Raw genomic sequence first — 16267 nt, forward strand, 5'->3', positions numbered from 1 at the left:
AATTATTTTATCTGCATCGTCAAGGAACCTGCGCGGGATTTCGCAATGAACGTGCCGCTGTTTTTCACGAGGGTTTTCGCGCTGGCCCGGAGTTCCTGCATTCCAGAGGCTCGCACCATTCCCAGATAGTTGCCGTTCATGTCAAAGACGCGGTAGTTTTCGGCTCCGGTCGCATGCGATAGCGCAGGCCTTACAAAGTCTGTGCATCCGTCAACGCAAACGATTTCGTCTTCTCCGAACACAAAGTAATCCACGTCCATCCAGGAACCGGTTACCGTAAAGCGCAATATGTGTTCGCCCGCGGGGAGGTTCACCGTCGCACGCACCTTGTTGTAGTCGTCATAGTTGTCCTCGCCTTCGTTTTTCGGGACAGAGATCACGTCGGTGATGTTCTTGCCGTCAAGCGACATCTGTAAGCCTGAAGTCTCGTTTGCGGATGCGACAGACGCGTAAAAGGAATATTCGCCCACTTCCTTGACGTTCACGGTGTATTCGAGCCATTCGCCTTCCTGGTTGTAGCCCACGATGTAGCCCGTCGCCTTCTTGTAAATGTCGACACCCGTCCCTTCGCGGTAATTGGTGCCGCCGTGGTCTTCGGAATCGTTTTCGCTGTAGGAATCGTTGCCCGAGCCGACACCCGGGATGTCGAAGTCTTCGGCCTCGATCTTGCCCGGAATTTCAAACGGCTTACCCTTGAAAGGCTTTTGCGGTTCGGGAACCACCGGAGCGCGGTTTATTGCCTTGAGCATCTGTTCGGCATAGCGCTTGCCAAATGTCACGTAGGCATCGTGACCGAAATGGTAGCGGTCCACGCCGTTGCCGTCAAGGCCTTCGGAAGAAGCGTAATAGGTATTATCCATCGTGTTCGGGAGTTTCGACACGCGGTCGGAATAGCAGCAGCCCGAACGCAGGAGCTCGCCCGCCACGAACGGCACCGTATCGGAACTCATGTCGAGCGCCTTGAGGATATCGTCGCGGGTCTTCTTCACAATTTTCGGCCAGTCCGGGTAGCCGCCGTCGGTTTCACCCTGGTGGAAGATGAATCCCTTGATGACGCCCACCTGCTGCGCCTTCTTCGCGATATCGATAATCGTCTTGGTGACGTTGCCGTCGCTCGCGTATTCCTTCGCGTAGTTCTGGAGCCAGCTTTCTGCCGTAGAGAGGTACGTTGCGTACTGGTCCTGGTCGAACAGCTTGATGCTTGCGCCACCCACCGCGACCGGGATAATCCCGATGGTCACGTCGGGCATGCTGTCGGCCATCGTGCGCCCGAACCAGTCGGCAATCGAAATCGTGTTGCCACAGTTGAACAGCGAAGGCACCGCCGGGTAGACCTCGCCCAGCGTGTTGCGGCCCTTGCCACTGCACTTTTGCGAGGCGAAAATCTTGAAACGCGGGTTTTCGGCCTTATCGGCGCTCTGGGCATCGGCAGTGCCACCCATATTGGACTGCCCGTACGCGATGTAGATGTGGAAATTCGGGTCCGGAGCGGCACCAGCAGGCGCGGTTCCGAACGCAAGAAAGCCCGCGGCAAAGCACGCCACGGACATAAACCGGGTGAGTTGTTTAAACATTCCCATACATACTCCTTTCAAACAACATTCTAAATCTACCCTCTAAAATGCGAAAAAGGCGCCCAAAGCGCCCTTATTCCATAGACAGATTGTCAATGAGGTGATTTTTGAAGGGGTTAGCCCTAGTCCTTGAGGCAACGAACAGAAAAACCGTCGTACTTGCCATTGTAGCCCAAGTGCGCACCGCCGTAGTAGTAGTACAAGAACATGTAGTACGCGTTGTAGCTACCGTCCTCTGTAGAACTCCAGAAGTCCGCGTAGTTGCCCTCGCCGTCGTAACTCCCGTAGTAGTCCCTGCCGCCGGTAGGGAGCGCGGAGAAGGCGAAGGCATCCTCGTTGGTGATGCCGCTCTTCGTCGTCCAGCCAGTCGCGAACTTGAGCTTTTGACCAGCAATCGATAATCCACCGACTGCAGCAAACAGTGTTGCCCACTCCGTTGAATCAGGCAGATGCCAGCCCTCGGGGCAAACACCGCGAACAGGATAAGTCGGAGAGCATGTCTTATTATAGCCGCAACCCATGCCGTTCGTGCTCCATGTGCCCACGCTGTCCATCGCGGCTGCCCATGTATAAAGGCGGCCGTATTTGGTGCAGTAGCTTGCACTGTCTTTGTAGCACCAACTGGTGGAATCAGAGGTATAGTCTAGACGTTTATAAGGAACATCAGTATAGGCGTAGTTGAGGTTCTGGGCCATCCAAGTCTGAGTGCCGATGGTGACCGTCTTGTACGTTTGGCCGTCGCGGGAATCCATAAAGCAGTTCTTATCAGTGTTCACATCGCACGATGTTCTTCCAGTCACTGAACTGCTGCTGGACACACTTGTCTCGCTATCGCTCGACTTCGGTGTGACACTCGAAGACGAATCGTCCGAAGGACGAGTCGCGAAATCGCTGTCGTCGTCACCGCAGGCGACAAACATCGCCGCACAAACAAGAACACTAAACCAAAGTGAGCGCATATTTCCTCCTAAAATTAGTCCTGGAGACAACGAACCGAAAAACCGACGTACTTATAGTCGTAGTTGTTCAGGAATGCATCGTCGTTGTCGTAGTACAAGTTCACGAAGCATGCGTAGTCGATATTGAGCTCCATAGAACTCCAGAAGTACGCGAGGCTGCCCTCATAGTTGTAATTCCCATCGTCGTCCCTGCGGCCAGCAGGGAGCGCCGAAAACGAGAAGGCATCCGTGCCGTTGCGGCTACTATTCCAACCGGATGTAGACTTGAGCTTTTTTCCGGCTATCGTCTTTCCACCGACTGCGTTGAACAAAGTTTCCCATTCTGCGTTGCTAGGCAGGTGCCAACCACTGGGACATACTCCTCGTATAGTACCGGTTGGTGAGCATGTCTTGAGATATCCGCAGCCCTTGCCGTTCACACTCCATGTGCCAGCACTGTCCATCGCCGCGCCCCATGTGTAAAGGCGACCGTACTTGTCACAATAATCGACAGAATCGTTGTAGCAGACACTTTCATCCGTTTCAAAGTTCAGGTTCTCCGCCATCCATACCTGATTGCCGATTTTCACAGTCTTGTATGTCTGACCATCGCGGTCATCCTTAAAGCAGTTTTCGTCAGTTTCAACTTTGCATGGCCCACTTCTATATACAGAACCAGACGACATTGCCGAGCTACTGCTCAACGAAGACCCGTCCGAAGGACGAGTCGCAAAATCGCTGTCGTCGTCACCGCAGGCGACAAGCATCGTCGCACAAAGAAAAACACCAAACCAAAGGGAACGCATATTTCCTCCTAAAAACACAATCAAATAATAGAATTTTTTCGTTTTGGCGGTAAAAAAAAAGACCCCCGAACGAGTCGGGGGTGACAAAAGCGTCATTTTCGCGCAGGCGAAAGGGAGATGCCCGCCTTCGCGGGTATGACAAAACGACGAACGAGCGGTCTTACTTGGCGCGTTCGAGGTAAGAACCGTCGCGGGTGTCCACGCGGATCTTGGTGTTGTTCTCGATGAACAGCGGGATCATCACCTTGGCGCCAGTTTCGAGAGTGGCTTCACGCATCACGTTACCGCTGGTGTTGCCCTGCACTGCCGGAGGAGCTTCAACGATCATCAGGTCGACAAATGTCGGCGGGATGACTTCGATGGGGAGCGTAGAACCGCTCTTCGGGTCCTTCCACCACGTGACTTCGACGGTAGCACCGTCAAGCAGCCACACTTCGCAGCCGTTGAGGGCTTCCTTCGCGATTTCCATGGTTTCCTGCGTGGTATTGTCGAGGAAGTACCAGGTGGAACCGTCGTTGTAGAGGTAAGTCATTTCGGTGTAGGTCACGTCGGCTTCTTCGACAGTGTCGCCGCTCTTCCAAGTACGTTCGAGAGTACGGCCAGTCACCAGGTTCTTGATGCGAACGCGGTTGAAGGCCTGGCCCTTGCCCGGCTTCACGAACTGGTTCTCGATGATTTCGTACGGCTGACCATCAACCATGATTTTGAGTTTCTTGCGGAATTCGTTGGTGCTTACAGTACCCATATTATCCTCTTGTTGATTTTTGATAGCTAAATTTAGCAATATAATGGAAGAATCAATGGACGAATCCCCAAAAATTTTCACGCAAATTCCTGCATTTTTAGAATATCTGGGCCCGGAATGCTCCCCTGCCATCGCAAATGCGGCCCCGCACGGCAAACTAGACTTAAGCCCTAAGTTTCCTTTCGTGTGTTCGAGGCACTATGCCGACCTAATCAAGAAGGCAAACGAACCCGAGGCGCTTTTGCGCGAAATCCTACCGCATGTCGACGAGCGCGAGAACGTCGCCGGATTCGTGGACGATCCGGTAGGCGACCTGCCCGCGGGCAAGGCGGACTGCGTCATCCAGAAATACGACCGGAGGGCGCTGATTGTCTCGACCGCCACCTGCGGTGCGCGTTGCCGCTTCTGTTTCCGCAAGAACTACCCCTTCCAGAACATTCCCGACGTGGCGCGACAGGTAAGCGATTGGCTCGACACGCACAGCGACATCTGGGAAGTCATCCTTTCGGGAGGTGACCCGCTCATGCTGGGCCCCGGTGAATTCCGCGACCTGGTGGAGGCGATAGCCATGCATGGTTCTGTCACCACACTGCGCATCCATACGCGACTCCCCGTAATGCGGCCCGATGTGGCGATGCAGCACTTCGAGTTCCTGCGCGAACTGCCCGCGCGCTTCGAGTGCGTGCTTACAGCACACGTAGACCACCCGGACGAACTCGACGAGGAATCCCAGATGGTTTTCGGACAACTGAAGTATTCCGGCTGGACACTATTGAACCAGAGCGTTCTTTTGAAGGGAATAAACGACAGCGCCGAGACGCTCGAGAAACTGTGCCGCAAGCTTTTTGTCCAGGGGGTGCTCCCTTATTACCTGCACCAGCTGGACCACGCAAACGGCGTCGCGCATTTTGAAGTGAGCGACGAGAAAGCGCGCTCGCTGATTGAAGAAATCCGCAAGCGCCTGCCCGGCTACCTCGTGCCGAAGCTGGTGAGAGAAATCGCGGGCGAAAAGAGCAAGACGCCTGTGTAAAAGATGCTCGCCTTCGCGAGCATGACGAAAGAATGTGTCGCGAGCATGACGTCAGTATAGCGGCTTCCGCCGCGGTGACTAATGTGTAGTGTGAAATGTGAGGTGTGCGATGCGAAATCATTCATTACACATTCCACACTCCACATTCCACATTAAAATAAAGTTTTCACGCCGAAGCCGATTATACCGTCGAGGAAATCGCAGCCGTTGCGGAGCGCGTAATACAGGTTCACGCTCCAGTTCCCGCGATACTGCGTAAACCCGATTCCGTAACCCTGCTCGCGCGCCCAGCCGTGTCCCGGAGCCAAACGGCGATATAGCCCAGGCTGGTAGAACGCCTCGATGCTCAGGTCATAACCGTCCTGCCACAGTAGGGCAAACTCCGAAAGCCCGTAGGCGCGACTGCGAAGCATGCGGTACTGCATTCCCTTGAAATCGCCCGGGCCGCCGAGCGCAAACAGGTCGGAGCGACGGAGATCAGCCTCCGTCGGGAAAATTCCGCCCGCCATGCCGGCAAAGCGCGCAATGAAATTGCCGTACAACGGGTAATACGCCATCACGTTCGCCTTCGCCGAGAGGTAGTTGTCGAGTGAATCGGGCCGGTCAATCTTCCATGAAGCGGAGGCATCCAAGCGCATGCCGCTACGGGGCAACACAAACCTGTCGAGCGACACGTAAGACATTTCGAGGGACGTGTGCTTGTCGTCTTCGCTGATGCCGAGGAACACGCCGATGCTGAAATCGAACCCGATATCGCGCGTAATGCCCGCCTCGCCCACGACGACCCTCTCGATAGTCGAGTCTTCAACCGTTTCCTCGTCGAAGTTACCGCGCACCACCACGTTCCATGCGGTCCCGAAAATCCAGGGTTCTTTGTAGCGGCCCGAGAGGTGCCGCGTATTTTCGCCCGTAAAGCCTTCCAACTGCAGGTCGCGCGCCGTCCCCGCGATATTGAACAAATTAACATCCAATTTTCCTTCCCACACATTGCCTTCGCTGGAATACGTCAGTACGCCTTCCGCTTCCGACACATTTGCCTTCCGCATGCTGAACGCGGGCACAATCCTGTTCCTTGCGGGGTCGCGGAAGAGGCGCGTGGGAGCCGTGCGGTTGTAGTACCCGATGCGCGAAAGCCTGCGCTCGCTGCGTTCCAGGTCCGTGAGGGACACGGCCTCGCCCGCCTCGATGCCTGTGAGTCTTGCAAACACATCGCGCCTTGTCCCGCCGGAATCGAGATTTTCGGGCGTTGCCCATACGTAAGCCGCGCCCCGCTGGATTTCAAGTTCCAGCACATTCCTTCCATGCGTTCCACCCTCGTGCCGGACTTCACCCTGCACGCGCGCTGCGACAAATCCCTGGTCCTCGTAATAGCGTTCCAGTTTCGCCGCCAGCGCCTTCCACGCGTCGCAAGGTTGCCCGAGGGCGCCCTTGATTTGCGCCTCGTCGAATGCGGTATGTTCACCCTTCCACGCGATGCTATTGATAGTACATGCGCCCTCGCCCTTCGCGAAAGCGAAGGCCGCCAAGAGCAATATGTACAACACCAATCGATTCATATCCTAATCTTCAAATTTAAAGTTCACACTCCACATCATCCATTATCAAAATACCGCACGGGCCTCGGTTGAAAGTTTCTGGAAAACATTTTCTTCGGAATCACCGAACCGCAGCACATAATGCAGGCCGAAAGAAATATTCTTGTTCACCGAAAGCGATGCGGAAGCCTCCAGCCTGAAGGTATTGCCGTCGCTGTAGCCCGACATCATCTGGTAGGGAACGACGTCGTCCCCCGTTTCCACCTGCACATAGGAGAAACGCACGAACCCATCGAAGGTGTTAATCCGTCGATAACCGAAACGCAACGACGCTTCCCAAAGGTAGGCGTCGAACTCGCGACCCGTAGATTCCTCGCCCGCGCCATAGCGGTAGCGGCCGCCGGGTTCCAGGCTGAAGCCGTCCAAAAAATGGAAACGGTACTTGCCGGACACACTCCTGATATCCCATTCCAGATCCTGCAGCGCATCCAGTTCATCGCTCTCGACAAACCCGGTCAAACCCATGTAATGGTCTTCATTGATCTTGTAGCCGATTTCCGCCTCGTGACGGAATACGGACTCATAATACTCGATAGATGAAAGTTTCTTGTCGAAATTCGCCGACGGACGGTAAACCGCCAAGGCACCTGACGGATGCTCCCATTCCACATTCCCGCTCCATGAAAGCGCACCCGAAGAAACCCGGTGCAGCGCCGAAGGCAACAATGCCGGGAAATACAGTTTATGCCCCGTCGTATCCTCGGATAACGCGTTGAAGGAACCGGACAGCTTGATATCACGCAAGATACCCGAATTTACTCCGAAGAGGCGCCCAGGCCACATTTCCATACTCGCAGTAAATCCCGAATTCGACGCCAGTACCGCCCCGATGGAATCGTTACGCCCCATTCCCTCGTACACAAAGTCGCCATTGTCGACCCCTTCGATAAACGCGCCCGTCAGGCTATCGTAACGCACGTCGCCCGTCCCCTTCGCCACCGCCTTGTAGACCGGCGTGTAGGTCTGTTCTTCCGTTAGCCCCAATTTGTACGAAACTGTCCCGTGGATTCCCGCCTTTTCATCGCCGAAACGGCCCGCCAAATCCCCCGCCCAGCTATTTTCGTCTCCCGATTCTGCAAGGTCGCGGTATTCATACTGCAAAAAATGCGTCAACTCAATTTGCTTCAGGTGAATTTCGGCAGACTGGTTCCACCTCACTTGCCGCAGGGAATCGCTCCATTCTTCACCATAGGAATCGCCACGCCTGTCCACGTTCCAGAATTCCGCAGCCTCGCGCACGTTCCAGGAATCCTTCACCAGCGATATCCCGGCATTCGCCCTGAGCGAAAATTCCTCGTCCACGAGCCCGGCGCTATCGCGTTCGGTATAGCGCACATCCGAACCGGCAAAGGGTCGCACGAACCCACGTTCCCATTTTTCGGAAAAATACCCTTGGAAACGCTCCCCGGCCGCCTCCGTCTGGCTCTGCACATGGATAAGCGAGAGCTCGGTCGCATGCCCCTGCACGTTACGAGTGAGCCCCCCCTTCACGCGCGAAGAATTCCAGCGTTCAAAGTCGCCCTGACGGTAGCCCCACGCGACATTACCGAACCAGCCCGCCCCCAGGCGGAAGCGCAGGGCGAATTCATCGTGGCGATAGCTGCCGTTTGCAAGCAGCGCGCTATCCAAGTCCCATTCGTCCTTTAGCTTATACGAATTCCAGTCGTTATCGCCGCCCTGGAACCCCGAAAAGTCGAAACGTTCCGCCACGTAGTTTCCGTATGCGGAAAACGCCACAGGAAGGGCGCGCATCGCGGCAGAGGAATCCGTCGTCAAGAACCAGCGGAAGGCACGTCCCGAAGGTCCGTTCACTTCTTCGGAAACCGTATTGCTGTCGCGACGGCTCGCCGCAAGCTCGAAATCCGCAAAATAGCGGTGCATCCCCTGCAAACGGATTCGCGCCCCGGCCATCTCGGTACGCATCGGACGACGCAACTCGCCCAGAGAGTCGTCACGAACAAACTCGCTTCCGTCATCGGACTTGAGCATCTTATAGTCGTCATCGCTCCACAGGCCCTTTTTAAGGCGGTCCACATCGTGCTCCAGCCGGAACCCCGACAAATCCAAATACAGGTTCGGATGCCGGAACGCCCCCGCCACGCCGTAAAGGCCCATTACGTTGTCCGCTTCGTAGGCATCATATTCCACACGAATTTCGTCTTCGGGATGCGGCATCCGCGTCCCCCTGAAGTTCAAAAGGCCGCCAGCATAATTCACCTCGTAATCCTTGCCCCGCGAAAGTTTTTCGCCGTTGATCCAGACGGATTCCGATTGCGGAACCACCGAAATGAAGCTTCCGTCACCGCTCAGGGAATAGCCCTCGCGCTGGCCACTCACGCCCGCAAAAGTGCGAGAAATACTCTGGACACCATCCGTTCCGGCCACGGCGCGAACTTCAGACAAATTCGTCCTAAACCCGACCATTCCCCCCAGTGTGGTCCGTTCCACCGAAAAAAGTCCAAGGTCGGAATCCTGCCACGTGAGGTCGCCCAGATGAAGCATCCAGTGTCTGGAAGTCGCCTTGAAATAGACCTGATCCACCTCCTGGAGCGTCGCGGTCGTCTGGTCTCCCGCCTTGCGGTCCACATCGCTAAGCAAAGCATCTATTTCGACGCTATCCCCGATCATTCCCGTAATGGAAAGCCTAAGCTGCTGGTCAACCTGGGTATCGTCGTCCCCCACGGTCACCTGCATGGTCTTGTAGCCATGGGTCTCAAGCGACTGCACAGGCCTCGCCGAATCTACAGCAACAGGGATGCTGTCGCGAAAAAGCGAATCGGGATTCCATACCGGAAGTTGTTCCACATCCAAGGCAAAAGCCTTGCACGCGACAAGGACGCCCGCCCACAACAAGCGCCTCATGGGCCCTACCTATCGGCTTCGATGCGGAACTGCTTGCTCGACAGAAGCTCCCTGCCGGCAACGAGGTCCACGCTCCATTCGCCCGGTTTCAGGAGTTTCGGGGAAATCTCGGTATGGCAGACGCTAAAGCTGGACTGCGAAGACTGCTTGTCTTCGATTCCCTTATGGATTTCTGCAGCCTTCATCACGCAGGGAGCCTTCTGGATAGTGTCCGTGCCCCAGTACCAAACGTGCAGCAACGTATCGGCAGAATAACGGACCGAACTGGAGACGGTAGAATAGAAGTAAAGTCGAGTATTTTCCTCGAAGACGCTGTCGACACCGAACGGCGTTCCACGCACGACATCGCGGCACACAACACTCTGCGCAGGAGTGAGGTCCGTCCCCGTGAAATTCTGCAACGAGAGGTCGTCGGTCAAGAAATCAACGAAGCGGTGGATGAAGAATCCAAAAAAGACAATGACAACGACGAAGGTCGTCTTCCTCAAATTGCGAAGTGGCGGAATGCCTGCCACGGAAAACCCCTGTTACCTGAGCTTGCTCGTGTTCTGCGTAAATGCGGGGACGGCATCCACCAGCTTTTCGACAAGCAGGCGGTTGAAATCGTCGATACGGTTCGGGAGTCTGGAACCCGGGAACACCTGCACCAGCAGCAGGGATTCATCGACAGGCGAAATATAGATGGAACGGTTTTCGCCGGAATACGATACCGATTGGAAATTTTCGCCACCGAGCATCATCCCCACCTGGCGGGCGGAGTCGAACGACGCCGTACTGAGGACGGCAAGCGGAGTCGCATCTATTCCGAGAGATCCCACTTCGGCAATAATGGAACCGTCACGATGGCACAGCACAATGTAGTTGGCCTTCACGCTAGCCTGGTAAGCAAGCATCAGGCGGCGAACCTTGCCAACGTCATCGGAAAAAATCGTAAAATCGCTCATTCAGCAACACTCCTGAAAAATCCGCAAATCACTTCTTCTTCGGGACATACGGACGAAGTTCGATTTCGTCGTCCGAGACCTCCTGGTTCGCCTTGTCGACCACGCGGCCGAATGAAGGCATGCGCGGAGCCTGCGGAACCGCACGGGGACGTCCGAACGGGGACGAGGCAACGTTTTTCTGGAAGAGCCCCGAACCTGCATTGCCAGACGGCATAGCGCCGGCAGTAGGCCTTGCAGCAAAAGAGGGCATCTTGAAAGGTGTGGCAGCGGGGGCTTCCGCCGGGCGCGGTTCGCGCTTGGGAGCGGGCTGGGAAACGGACACCCCTTCCTTGGTGAGGCTCACGTCGTGCACGCCCGTGTTGTTCACGCTTTCGGCGGCCTTGCGGAGGAACCCTTGCTTCACGTTGAACTTTTCAATCACGAGCATCGCGATAGTCTTGAGCGTCGTGACGACACCCTTGCCGTTGTGAGCCGTCGCCGGGAAGAACGGAACCTGACGCGGGTTAAGCTCGGCGTTCATCTCGTCGAGGGTAAACACGTTTTCCATGTCGCGCTTGTTGTACTGGAGCACGAAGGGCATGTCGTCGAGGTCCATGCCGTAATCCTGGAGGTTCTGGCGGAGGTTCTGCAGGCTCTCGATATTCTCGGCCTGGCGCGACCGCTGCGAGTCGGCGACAAAGACAATTCCATCGACACCGCGAAGCACAAGCTTACGTGTACTATTGTAATAGACCTGGCCCGGAACCGTATAGAGCTGGAAACGGGTCTTGAAGCCCTTAATATCACCTAGATTGAGCGGAAGGAAATCGAAGAACAAGGTGCGGTCACCCTCGGTCGCAAGCGACACCATGTCCGTGCGCTTGTCCTGGGGCATTTTCTGGTGGATTACCTGCAGGTTCGTCGTCTTACCACTAAGACCGGGCCCGTAATACACCACCTTACAGCTGATTTCACGCGTAGCAAAATTAATCGAAGACATTTCTAATCCTTGATACTTGTCGCTAATCTAGAAAAAATTATCAGGAACGGAGCCGGAAAGAGCATGAGAAGCAACGATTTAGCCCCATTTAGACAAGTCCAACTCATTGCCGTACAACGGAATAGACGGGAACGGCCGCAAAAAACACGAAATACCGATGCACGGAAGTGCACCGGTACGCAATTCGTCGAACTAGCGTGCGCGATTAGGCGAAGCCGTTAATGACCTTAGCGACCTTGGCCTTGTAGTTGGCAGCGCGGTTGGCATTGAAGCCGGCGCGGCTCTTGTTGGCAGCAACGTCGAGAAGGCGGAACAGCTTCGGCATTTCGGCAAGGGCGGCATCCTTAGAGGTAGCAGTACGGATGGCCTTGAGGCTTGCGCGAATTTCGGCGCGGGCTGCACGGTTCATGGCATTGGCCTTTTCGGCCTGACGCAAACGCTTTTTGCAAGATTGATGTTGAGGCACCTTAAATCTCCGGGTAAAACCTACTTAAAATTTTTTGTAGGGACAAAGATAGTAAAGAATGGGAATTTGTCAAGCCCCCAAATTGGGCGAATTTGCTAAATTTTAGCCATTATGATGCCATTCGTGAACCTGACAGCGCAAAGAGAGGCCTATCGAGAAGAACTCGAGACCGCAGAACGCGCCGTTCTAGACAGCGGATGCTACATCGGCGGGCCGGAAGTGGCAGCCCTCGAAAAGGAACTTGCGGATTATTGCAATTCTGGGAATTCGGACGCCGGAATGCAAGGCTCTTTTGCCGGAAAAGACCGCGCGGAACCCGAAACTCACGCCATCGCGTGCGCAAGCGGCACCGACGCCCTCACCATCGCGCTCATGGCGCTCGGGCTTCAACCGGGGGACGAGGTCATAGTACCCGACTTCACGTTCATTGCACCGGCGGAATGCGTCGCGTTCTTGGGCGGCATACCGCGTTTCGCCGACATCGACCCCGAAACGCTCCAGATCGACCCGGAAAGCGTGAGAGCGCTGATTGGCCCCAAGACACGCGGGATTATCGGCGTGGACCTGTTCGGGCAAGTTGCGGATTTCAACGAGCTATGGGAAATCGCCGTCGCGAACGACCTCTGGCTTTTAGAAGATGCAGCACAGGCATTCGGGGCGACATTCGCTCCGTGGGAAGGCATATCCCCAAACAAGCCCTGGCGCGCCGGCACCATCGGCAGCATCTCGATCACGAGTTTCTACCCCTCGAAGCCGCTGGGCTGCTATGGCGACGGCGGTGCGCTGTTCACCAGTGACCCGAAGTTGGAAGCAAAAATCCGGCAAATCGCGAACCACGGGAGCAAGGAACGCTACCTGCACGAGACCGTGGGCATGAACAGCAGGCTCGACGCCCTGCAGGCAGCAGTGCTACGGGTAAAGCTCCGCCACCTCGAAGAAGAACTGAAGGTGCGCCGCGAGAACGCCCGCAAATACGGCGAGTTTTTCGCGGAATACAACGCGGGTCTTCGCGCTTCCGCGGGTGCGGACATTTCGGGCGCAAGCGCCGGTGCAAAAATCGTGCCGCAATACATCGAGCACGGATGCACCAGCACCTACGCGCAGTACACCGTGCTGGCTGATGACCGAAATTCGTTTATCGCAAAGTTGGACGCCGCGGGAATCCCGCACTGCATCCACTACCCGCAGCCGCTGCACGAACAGCCCTGCTTCAGGGGGCTCGCACAGGGCAGCGAAAACAGGAACGCCATCATGGCGAGCCAGAAGGCAGTAAGCCTCCCCGTCTGCGCCTTTACCGATGTAGATTTTATCATAAACAAGCTGAGGTCCGTCCTATGAGAAACACAGGCCTGATACCCGAAATCGCCAACGACAAGACTCCCCGCAAGGTCTCTGAGTCCGCACTGGAATCGCACGCCATCGTGCATCCCGTCGACACGAACGCGCTGAACAACGCCTTCGGGGGCTACCTGATGAGCCTCATGGACGAAGCCGCCTGCATCGTCGCCTTCAAGCATGCGGGCCGCAAGGTGAACACCGTCTCCATCGACGGCGTGCGGTTCTTCCGCCCGACTGCGGTCGGCACCATCCTCAATATCCACGCGAGCATGAACCGCGTGTTCAACACCTCCATGGAAATCGGGCTCAAGATAACCGAAACCGACCCCGAGAACGGAGCCGAACTCCCGGTCGCGCACGCCTACTTCACGTTCGTCGCCATCGACGACAACGGCAGGCCCACCGCCACTGCCCCCGTGGAACCCGATTCCGACGAAGCCCGCCGCCGCTACGAGCAGGCGCTTGTCCGCCGCGAAGCAAGGATTGAATTGGGGAAGAAACTCGGGTAACAGCGGCGCGGACTGTATACAGGCGGAACCATTATTTATGTTCGAGGCTCTTTCGCGGGCCCCTTCCCATTTCTAAAATTGTGCCATGCGCGGACCCCAAAAAGACGTCAAAGACCGCTCCCTGATAAGCCTCTCCTGGCCGCTTATCCTCACGTTCGCCGTGGGCATGATCCAGCCCATGATGGACAGCTGGTTCCTCTCGCGCACATCCGAAACCGCAGCCGCCGGCGTCGGCGCCATGCTCCCGATTCTCGGGGCACTCTTTACCGCGCTCCACGCCTTCGCGCAGTCCGGCGCAAGCATCGTCTCGCAGTACATCGGCGCCAAGCAGAACAGCCACGCAAACAGCACGCAGACGATGGTCCTCTTCGGGAGCATCTTGCTCGGGGTCGCCCTCACGCTCGTCATCTTCCCGCTTTCGGGGCACATTCCGCAATGGATGGGCCTCACCGAGGAACCCGCGAAATACGCGATGATGTTCCTGAGCGTCGTCTCGTTCGGATTCGCCTTCCGCGCGCTGCAGACCATCCTCACCGCCCTCATCGCCACGCACGGCCTTACCGTATGGAACCTCGTGGGCAACACGCTCACCATCGCCTCGAACGCCGCCCTGAACGTCGTTTTCCTCGAAGGATATTTCGGGCTCCCCAAGATGGGCGTTTACGGCGTGGCCCTCGCCACAGCGCTCTCGTGGCTGATTTCTTCGGGAATTTTGTGGATGGTGCTCAAGTTCAAGGTCAAGCACCAGAGCAGGGCCCGCGACTGGAAGCGCTCCCGCATACTCCTCCCCGACTGGGTGCGCATCGGCCTCCCCGCCGCCGCGGAGCCCATCAGTTTCCAGCTTTTCCAGGTGTTCATTACCGCGATGGTCGTGTACGTGGGCACCACCGCGATGACCGCCCGCGTGTTCGCAGGTAACTTCGCCGCCCTTTCCGTGATTCTCGGGGTTGGCCTCGGCAGCGGAAACCAGATTCTCGTGGCACACCTCGTAGGCGCCCACGACTTTGTGAAGGCGAACCGCCGCGTTTACCAGACGCTTGCCGTGGGCATCACGAGCGGGCTCTTGCTCTCGATAATCGTCGCACTCTTGGGCGAGCACCTGCTACGGCTCTACACCGACAACCCGGAAGTGCTTAGGCTCGGGAAAATATGCCTCTGGTGCGACGTAGCCGTGCAGCCGTTCAAGGCGGTGAACTTCATCCTCACCACATCGCTCAGGGCCGCGGGCGATTCCAAGTTCCCCGCGATTGTCGGGAGCGGCATGATGTGGACGCTCGGGCTTGCGACTTCGCTTATACTCGCGTTTGTCGTGGGGCTAGGACTCCCCGGACTCTGGCTCGGCATGGCGAGCGACGAATTCTACCGTTCGTTCGCAAACATCTGGCGCTGGCGCAGCGGCCGCTGGAAAAGCAAGGCCGTGGTTTAGTCTTTGAGACAACGAACTGAGAACACGAAATACTTACTGAAGTCATCCAGGAGCGCATCATCGTAGCGCAAGCGCATGCCGCCATCGTCGTAGCCGAAGCGCAAGAGCATGCAGTCAGCGTAACTACTATCGTTCTCCGTAGAACTCCAGAAGAACGCGTCGCGGCCCTCAAGGCTAAATTCCCCTCTGACGTTCCTATCGCCAGCAGGAAGCGCCGTGAACCCAAAGGCATCCGTGCCATTGCCACTGCTATTCCACCCAGATGAGGACTTGAGTTTTATGCCAGCGGTTGATTTTCCACCTACAGCGTTAATCAAAGTTTCCCATTCAGCCCTGCTCGGCAGGTGCCAGCCACTAGGGCATACACCCTGAATATTTCCTGACGGCAGAGAGCATGTATAGCCATAGCCACATTCACTCTCCGACTTGCCTACCGTCGCAGCCCACCTGTAAAGGCGCCCGAACTTTTCACAATACTCGGCAGAATCGTTATAGCAGAAACTAGAATCCACTTCGTAATTCAGGTTTTCAGCCATCCACCACTGGTCACCAATTTTTACCGTCTTGTAAGTCTGACCATCGCGGTCATCCACCAACTCGCCGTATTCGCAGTTGTCTTCCGTTTCGGTCTTACAACCGACGACAGAATCCAAAGACTTAGACGAACTGCTGCTAGACTTGGCGCTGGACGAAGACCCGTCATCGCAGTCCTCGCACACGCTCGACGACGAGCCATCCGAAGGCCGCGTCACGAAATCGCTGTCGCCATCGCTACACGCGACAAAAGCAAGTGTCAGGCAAACGATTGCCGCCACCACGCTTCGCTCGTGGCAGGCTCTAGCAAATCCCCGCAGCAACCTAGAGAATAAGTACTTCATATTTCCTCCTATTTTTTTGAAATATAAGAAAATGCAGTTCAAAGGAAAACCGAAAGGACAAGCAGTCACGAGGTTTTACTCCCGCCGCCCCCCCCCACATGCGCCAAAAACAACAAGCATTTTTCTACTGGAGTCCTCGTCATTTTTTGCGTAGAAGGCAACCTTACAAAGCGAATA

The 16267-nt window shown here is 56.1% G+C and carries 14 protein-coding genes and 1 pseudogene; 4 read left to right on the forward strand and 11 right to left on the reverse strand.

Annotated features, from left to right (window positions below; all coding sequences use genetic code 11):
* Positions 1 to 2: 2 nt before the first annotated feature.
* From B2952_RS08575 to efp, 4 genes are all read right to left on the reverse strand, one after another.
* A complete protein-coding gene (locus B2952_RS08575) occupies positions 3 to 1580 on the reverse strand; it encodes a sialate O-acetylesterase (RefSeq protein WP_290728886.1) in 1578 nt (525 codons plus the stop codon).
* 116 nt (positions 1581 to 1696) lie between these two features.
* A complete protein-coding gene (locus B2952_RS08580) occupies positions 1697 to 2533 on the reverse strand; it encodes a fibrobacter succinogenes major paralogous domain-containing protein (RefSeq protein WP_290728888.1) in 837 nt (278 codons plus the stop codon).
* Between the two features lie 14 nt (positions 2534 to 2547).
* Complete coding sequence (locus B2952_RS08585) at positions 2548 to 3318, reverse strand: fibrobacter succinogenes major paralogous domain-containing protein (RefSeq protein WP_290728890.1); 771 nt, start codon at positions 3316 to 3318, stop codon at positions 2548 to 2550.
* A 160-nt stretch (positions 3319 to 3478) separates the two neighbouring features.
* The gene (efp, locus tag B2952_RS08590; RefSeq protein WP_290723049.1) at positions 3479 to 4063 is read right to left on the reverse strand and encodes an elongation factor P; all 585 of its coding nucleotides are present in this window, start codon (positions 4061 to 4063) and stop codon (positions 3479 to 3481) included.
* Positions 4064 to 4106: 43 nt separating this feature from the next.
* On the opposite strand from efp, the gene B2952_RS08595 reads away from it, so the two are divergent.
* Positions 4107 to 5093 carry a KamA family radical SAM protein gene (locus B2952_RS08595; RefSeq protein ID WP_290728892.1) on the forward strand — a complete coding sequence of 329 codons (987 nt, stop codon included), beginning with the start codon at positions 4107 to 4109 and terminating at the stop codon, positions 5091 to 5093.
* Between the two features lie 152 nt (positions 5094 to 5245).
* Here B2952_RS08595 and B2952_RS08600 read toward each other — a convergent pair whose 3' ends face one another.
* The 6 genes and pseudogenes from B2952_RS08600 to rpsT form a co-directional block, all read right to left on the reverse strand.
* Positions 5246 to 6649, reverse strand: a complete 1404-nt coding sequence (locus B2952_RS08600) for a BamA/TamA family outer membrane protein (protein WP_290728894.1) — start codon at positions 6647 to 6649, stop codon at positions 5246 to 5248.
* A gap of 45 nt (positions 6650 to 6694) precedes the next feature.
* Positions 6695 to 9550 carry a hypothetical protein gene (locus B2952_RS08605; protein ID WP_290728896.1) on the reverse strand — a complete coding sequence of 952 codons (2856 nt, stop codon included), beginning with the start codon at positions 9548 to 9550 and terminating at the stop codon, positions 6695 to 6697.
* Positions 9551 to 9555: 5 nt separating this feature from the next.
* Positions 9556 to 10065 carry a hypothetical protein gene (locus tag B2952_RS08610; protein ID WP_173364847.1) on the reverse strand — a complete coding sequence of 170 codons (510 nt, stop codon included), beginning with the start codon at positions 10063 to 10065 and terminating at the stop codon, positions 9556 to 9558.
* Between the two features lie 12 nt (positions 10066 to 10077).
* A complete protein-coding gene (locus B2952_RS08615) occupies positions 10078 to 10494 on the reverse strand; it encodes a roadblock/LC7 domain-containing protein (protein WP_173364846.1) in 417 nt (138 codons plus the stop codon).
* Between the two features lie 415 nt (positions 10495 to 10909).
* A pseudogene (locus B2952_RS14170) lies at positions 10910 to 11473 on the reverse strand (GTP-binding protein); the annotation flags it as partial.
* Positions 11474 to 11678: 205 nt separating this feature from the next.
* Positions 11679 to 11939 carry a 30S ribosomal protein S20 gene (rpsT, locus tag B2952_RS08625; RefSeq protein ID WP_290723061.1) on the reverse strand — a complete coding sequence of 87 codons (261 nt, stop codon included), beginning with the start codon at positions 11937 to 11939 and terminating at the stop codon, positions 11679 to 11681.
* 111 nt (positions 11940 to 12050) lie between these two features.
* Here rpsT and B2952_RS08630 point away from each other — a divergent pair, with 111 nt between their 5' ends.
* From B2952_RS08630 to B2952_RS08640, 3 genes are all read left to right on the forward strand, one after another.
* Positions 12051 to 13277, forward strand: a complete 1227-nt coding sequence (locus tag B2952_RS08630; RefSeq protein ID WP_290734410.1) for a DegT/DnrJ/EryC1/StrS family aminotransferase — start codon at positions 12051 to 12053, stop codon at positions 13275 to 13277.
* On the forward strand, positions 13274 to 13786 hold the full coding sequence (locus tag B2952_RS08635; RefSeq protein ID WP_290723065.1) for an acyl-CoA thioesterase: 513 nt from the start codon (positions 13274 to 13276) through the stop codon (positions 13784 to 13786). Before B2952_RS08630 ends, B2952_RS08635 begins: the two co-directional genes overlap by 4 nt.
* Before the next feature lie 85 nt (positions 13787 to 13871).
* Complete coding sequence (locus tag B2952_RS08640) at positions 13872 to 15212, forward strand: MATE family efflux transporter (protein WP_290734407.1); 1341 nt, start codon at positions 13872 to 13874, stop codon at positions 15210 to 15212.
* Here B2952_RS08640 and B2952_RS08645 read toward each other — a convergent pair.
* Positions 15209 to 16090, reverse strand: a complete 882-nt coding sequence (locus B2952_RS08645) for a fibrobacter succinogenes major paralogous domain-containing protein (RefSeq protein WP_290734405.1) — start codon at positions 16088 to 16090, stop codon at positions 15209 to 15211. The two genes, B2952_RS08640 and B2952_RS08645, sit on opposite strands and share 4 nt — an antisense overlap.
* Positions 16091 to 16267 lie beyond the last annotated feature (177 nt).

This window comes from Fibrobacter sp. UBA7003 (assembly GCA_002449765.1).
Classification (GTDB): Bacteria; Fibrobacterota; Fibrobacteria; order Fibrobacterales; family Fibrobacteraceae; genus Fibrobacter.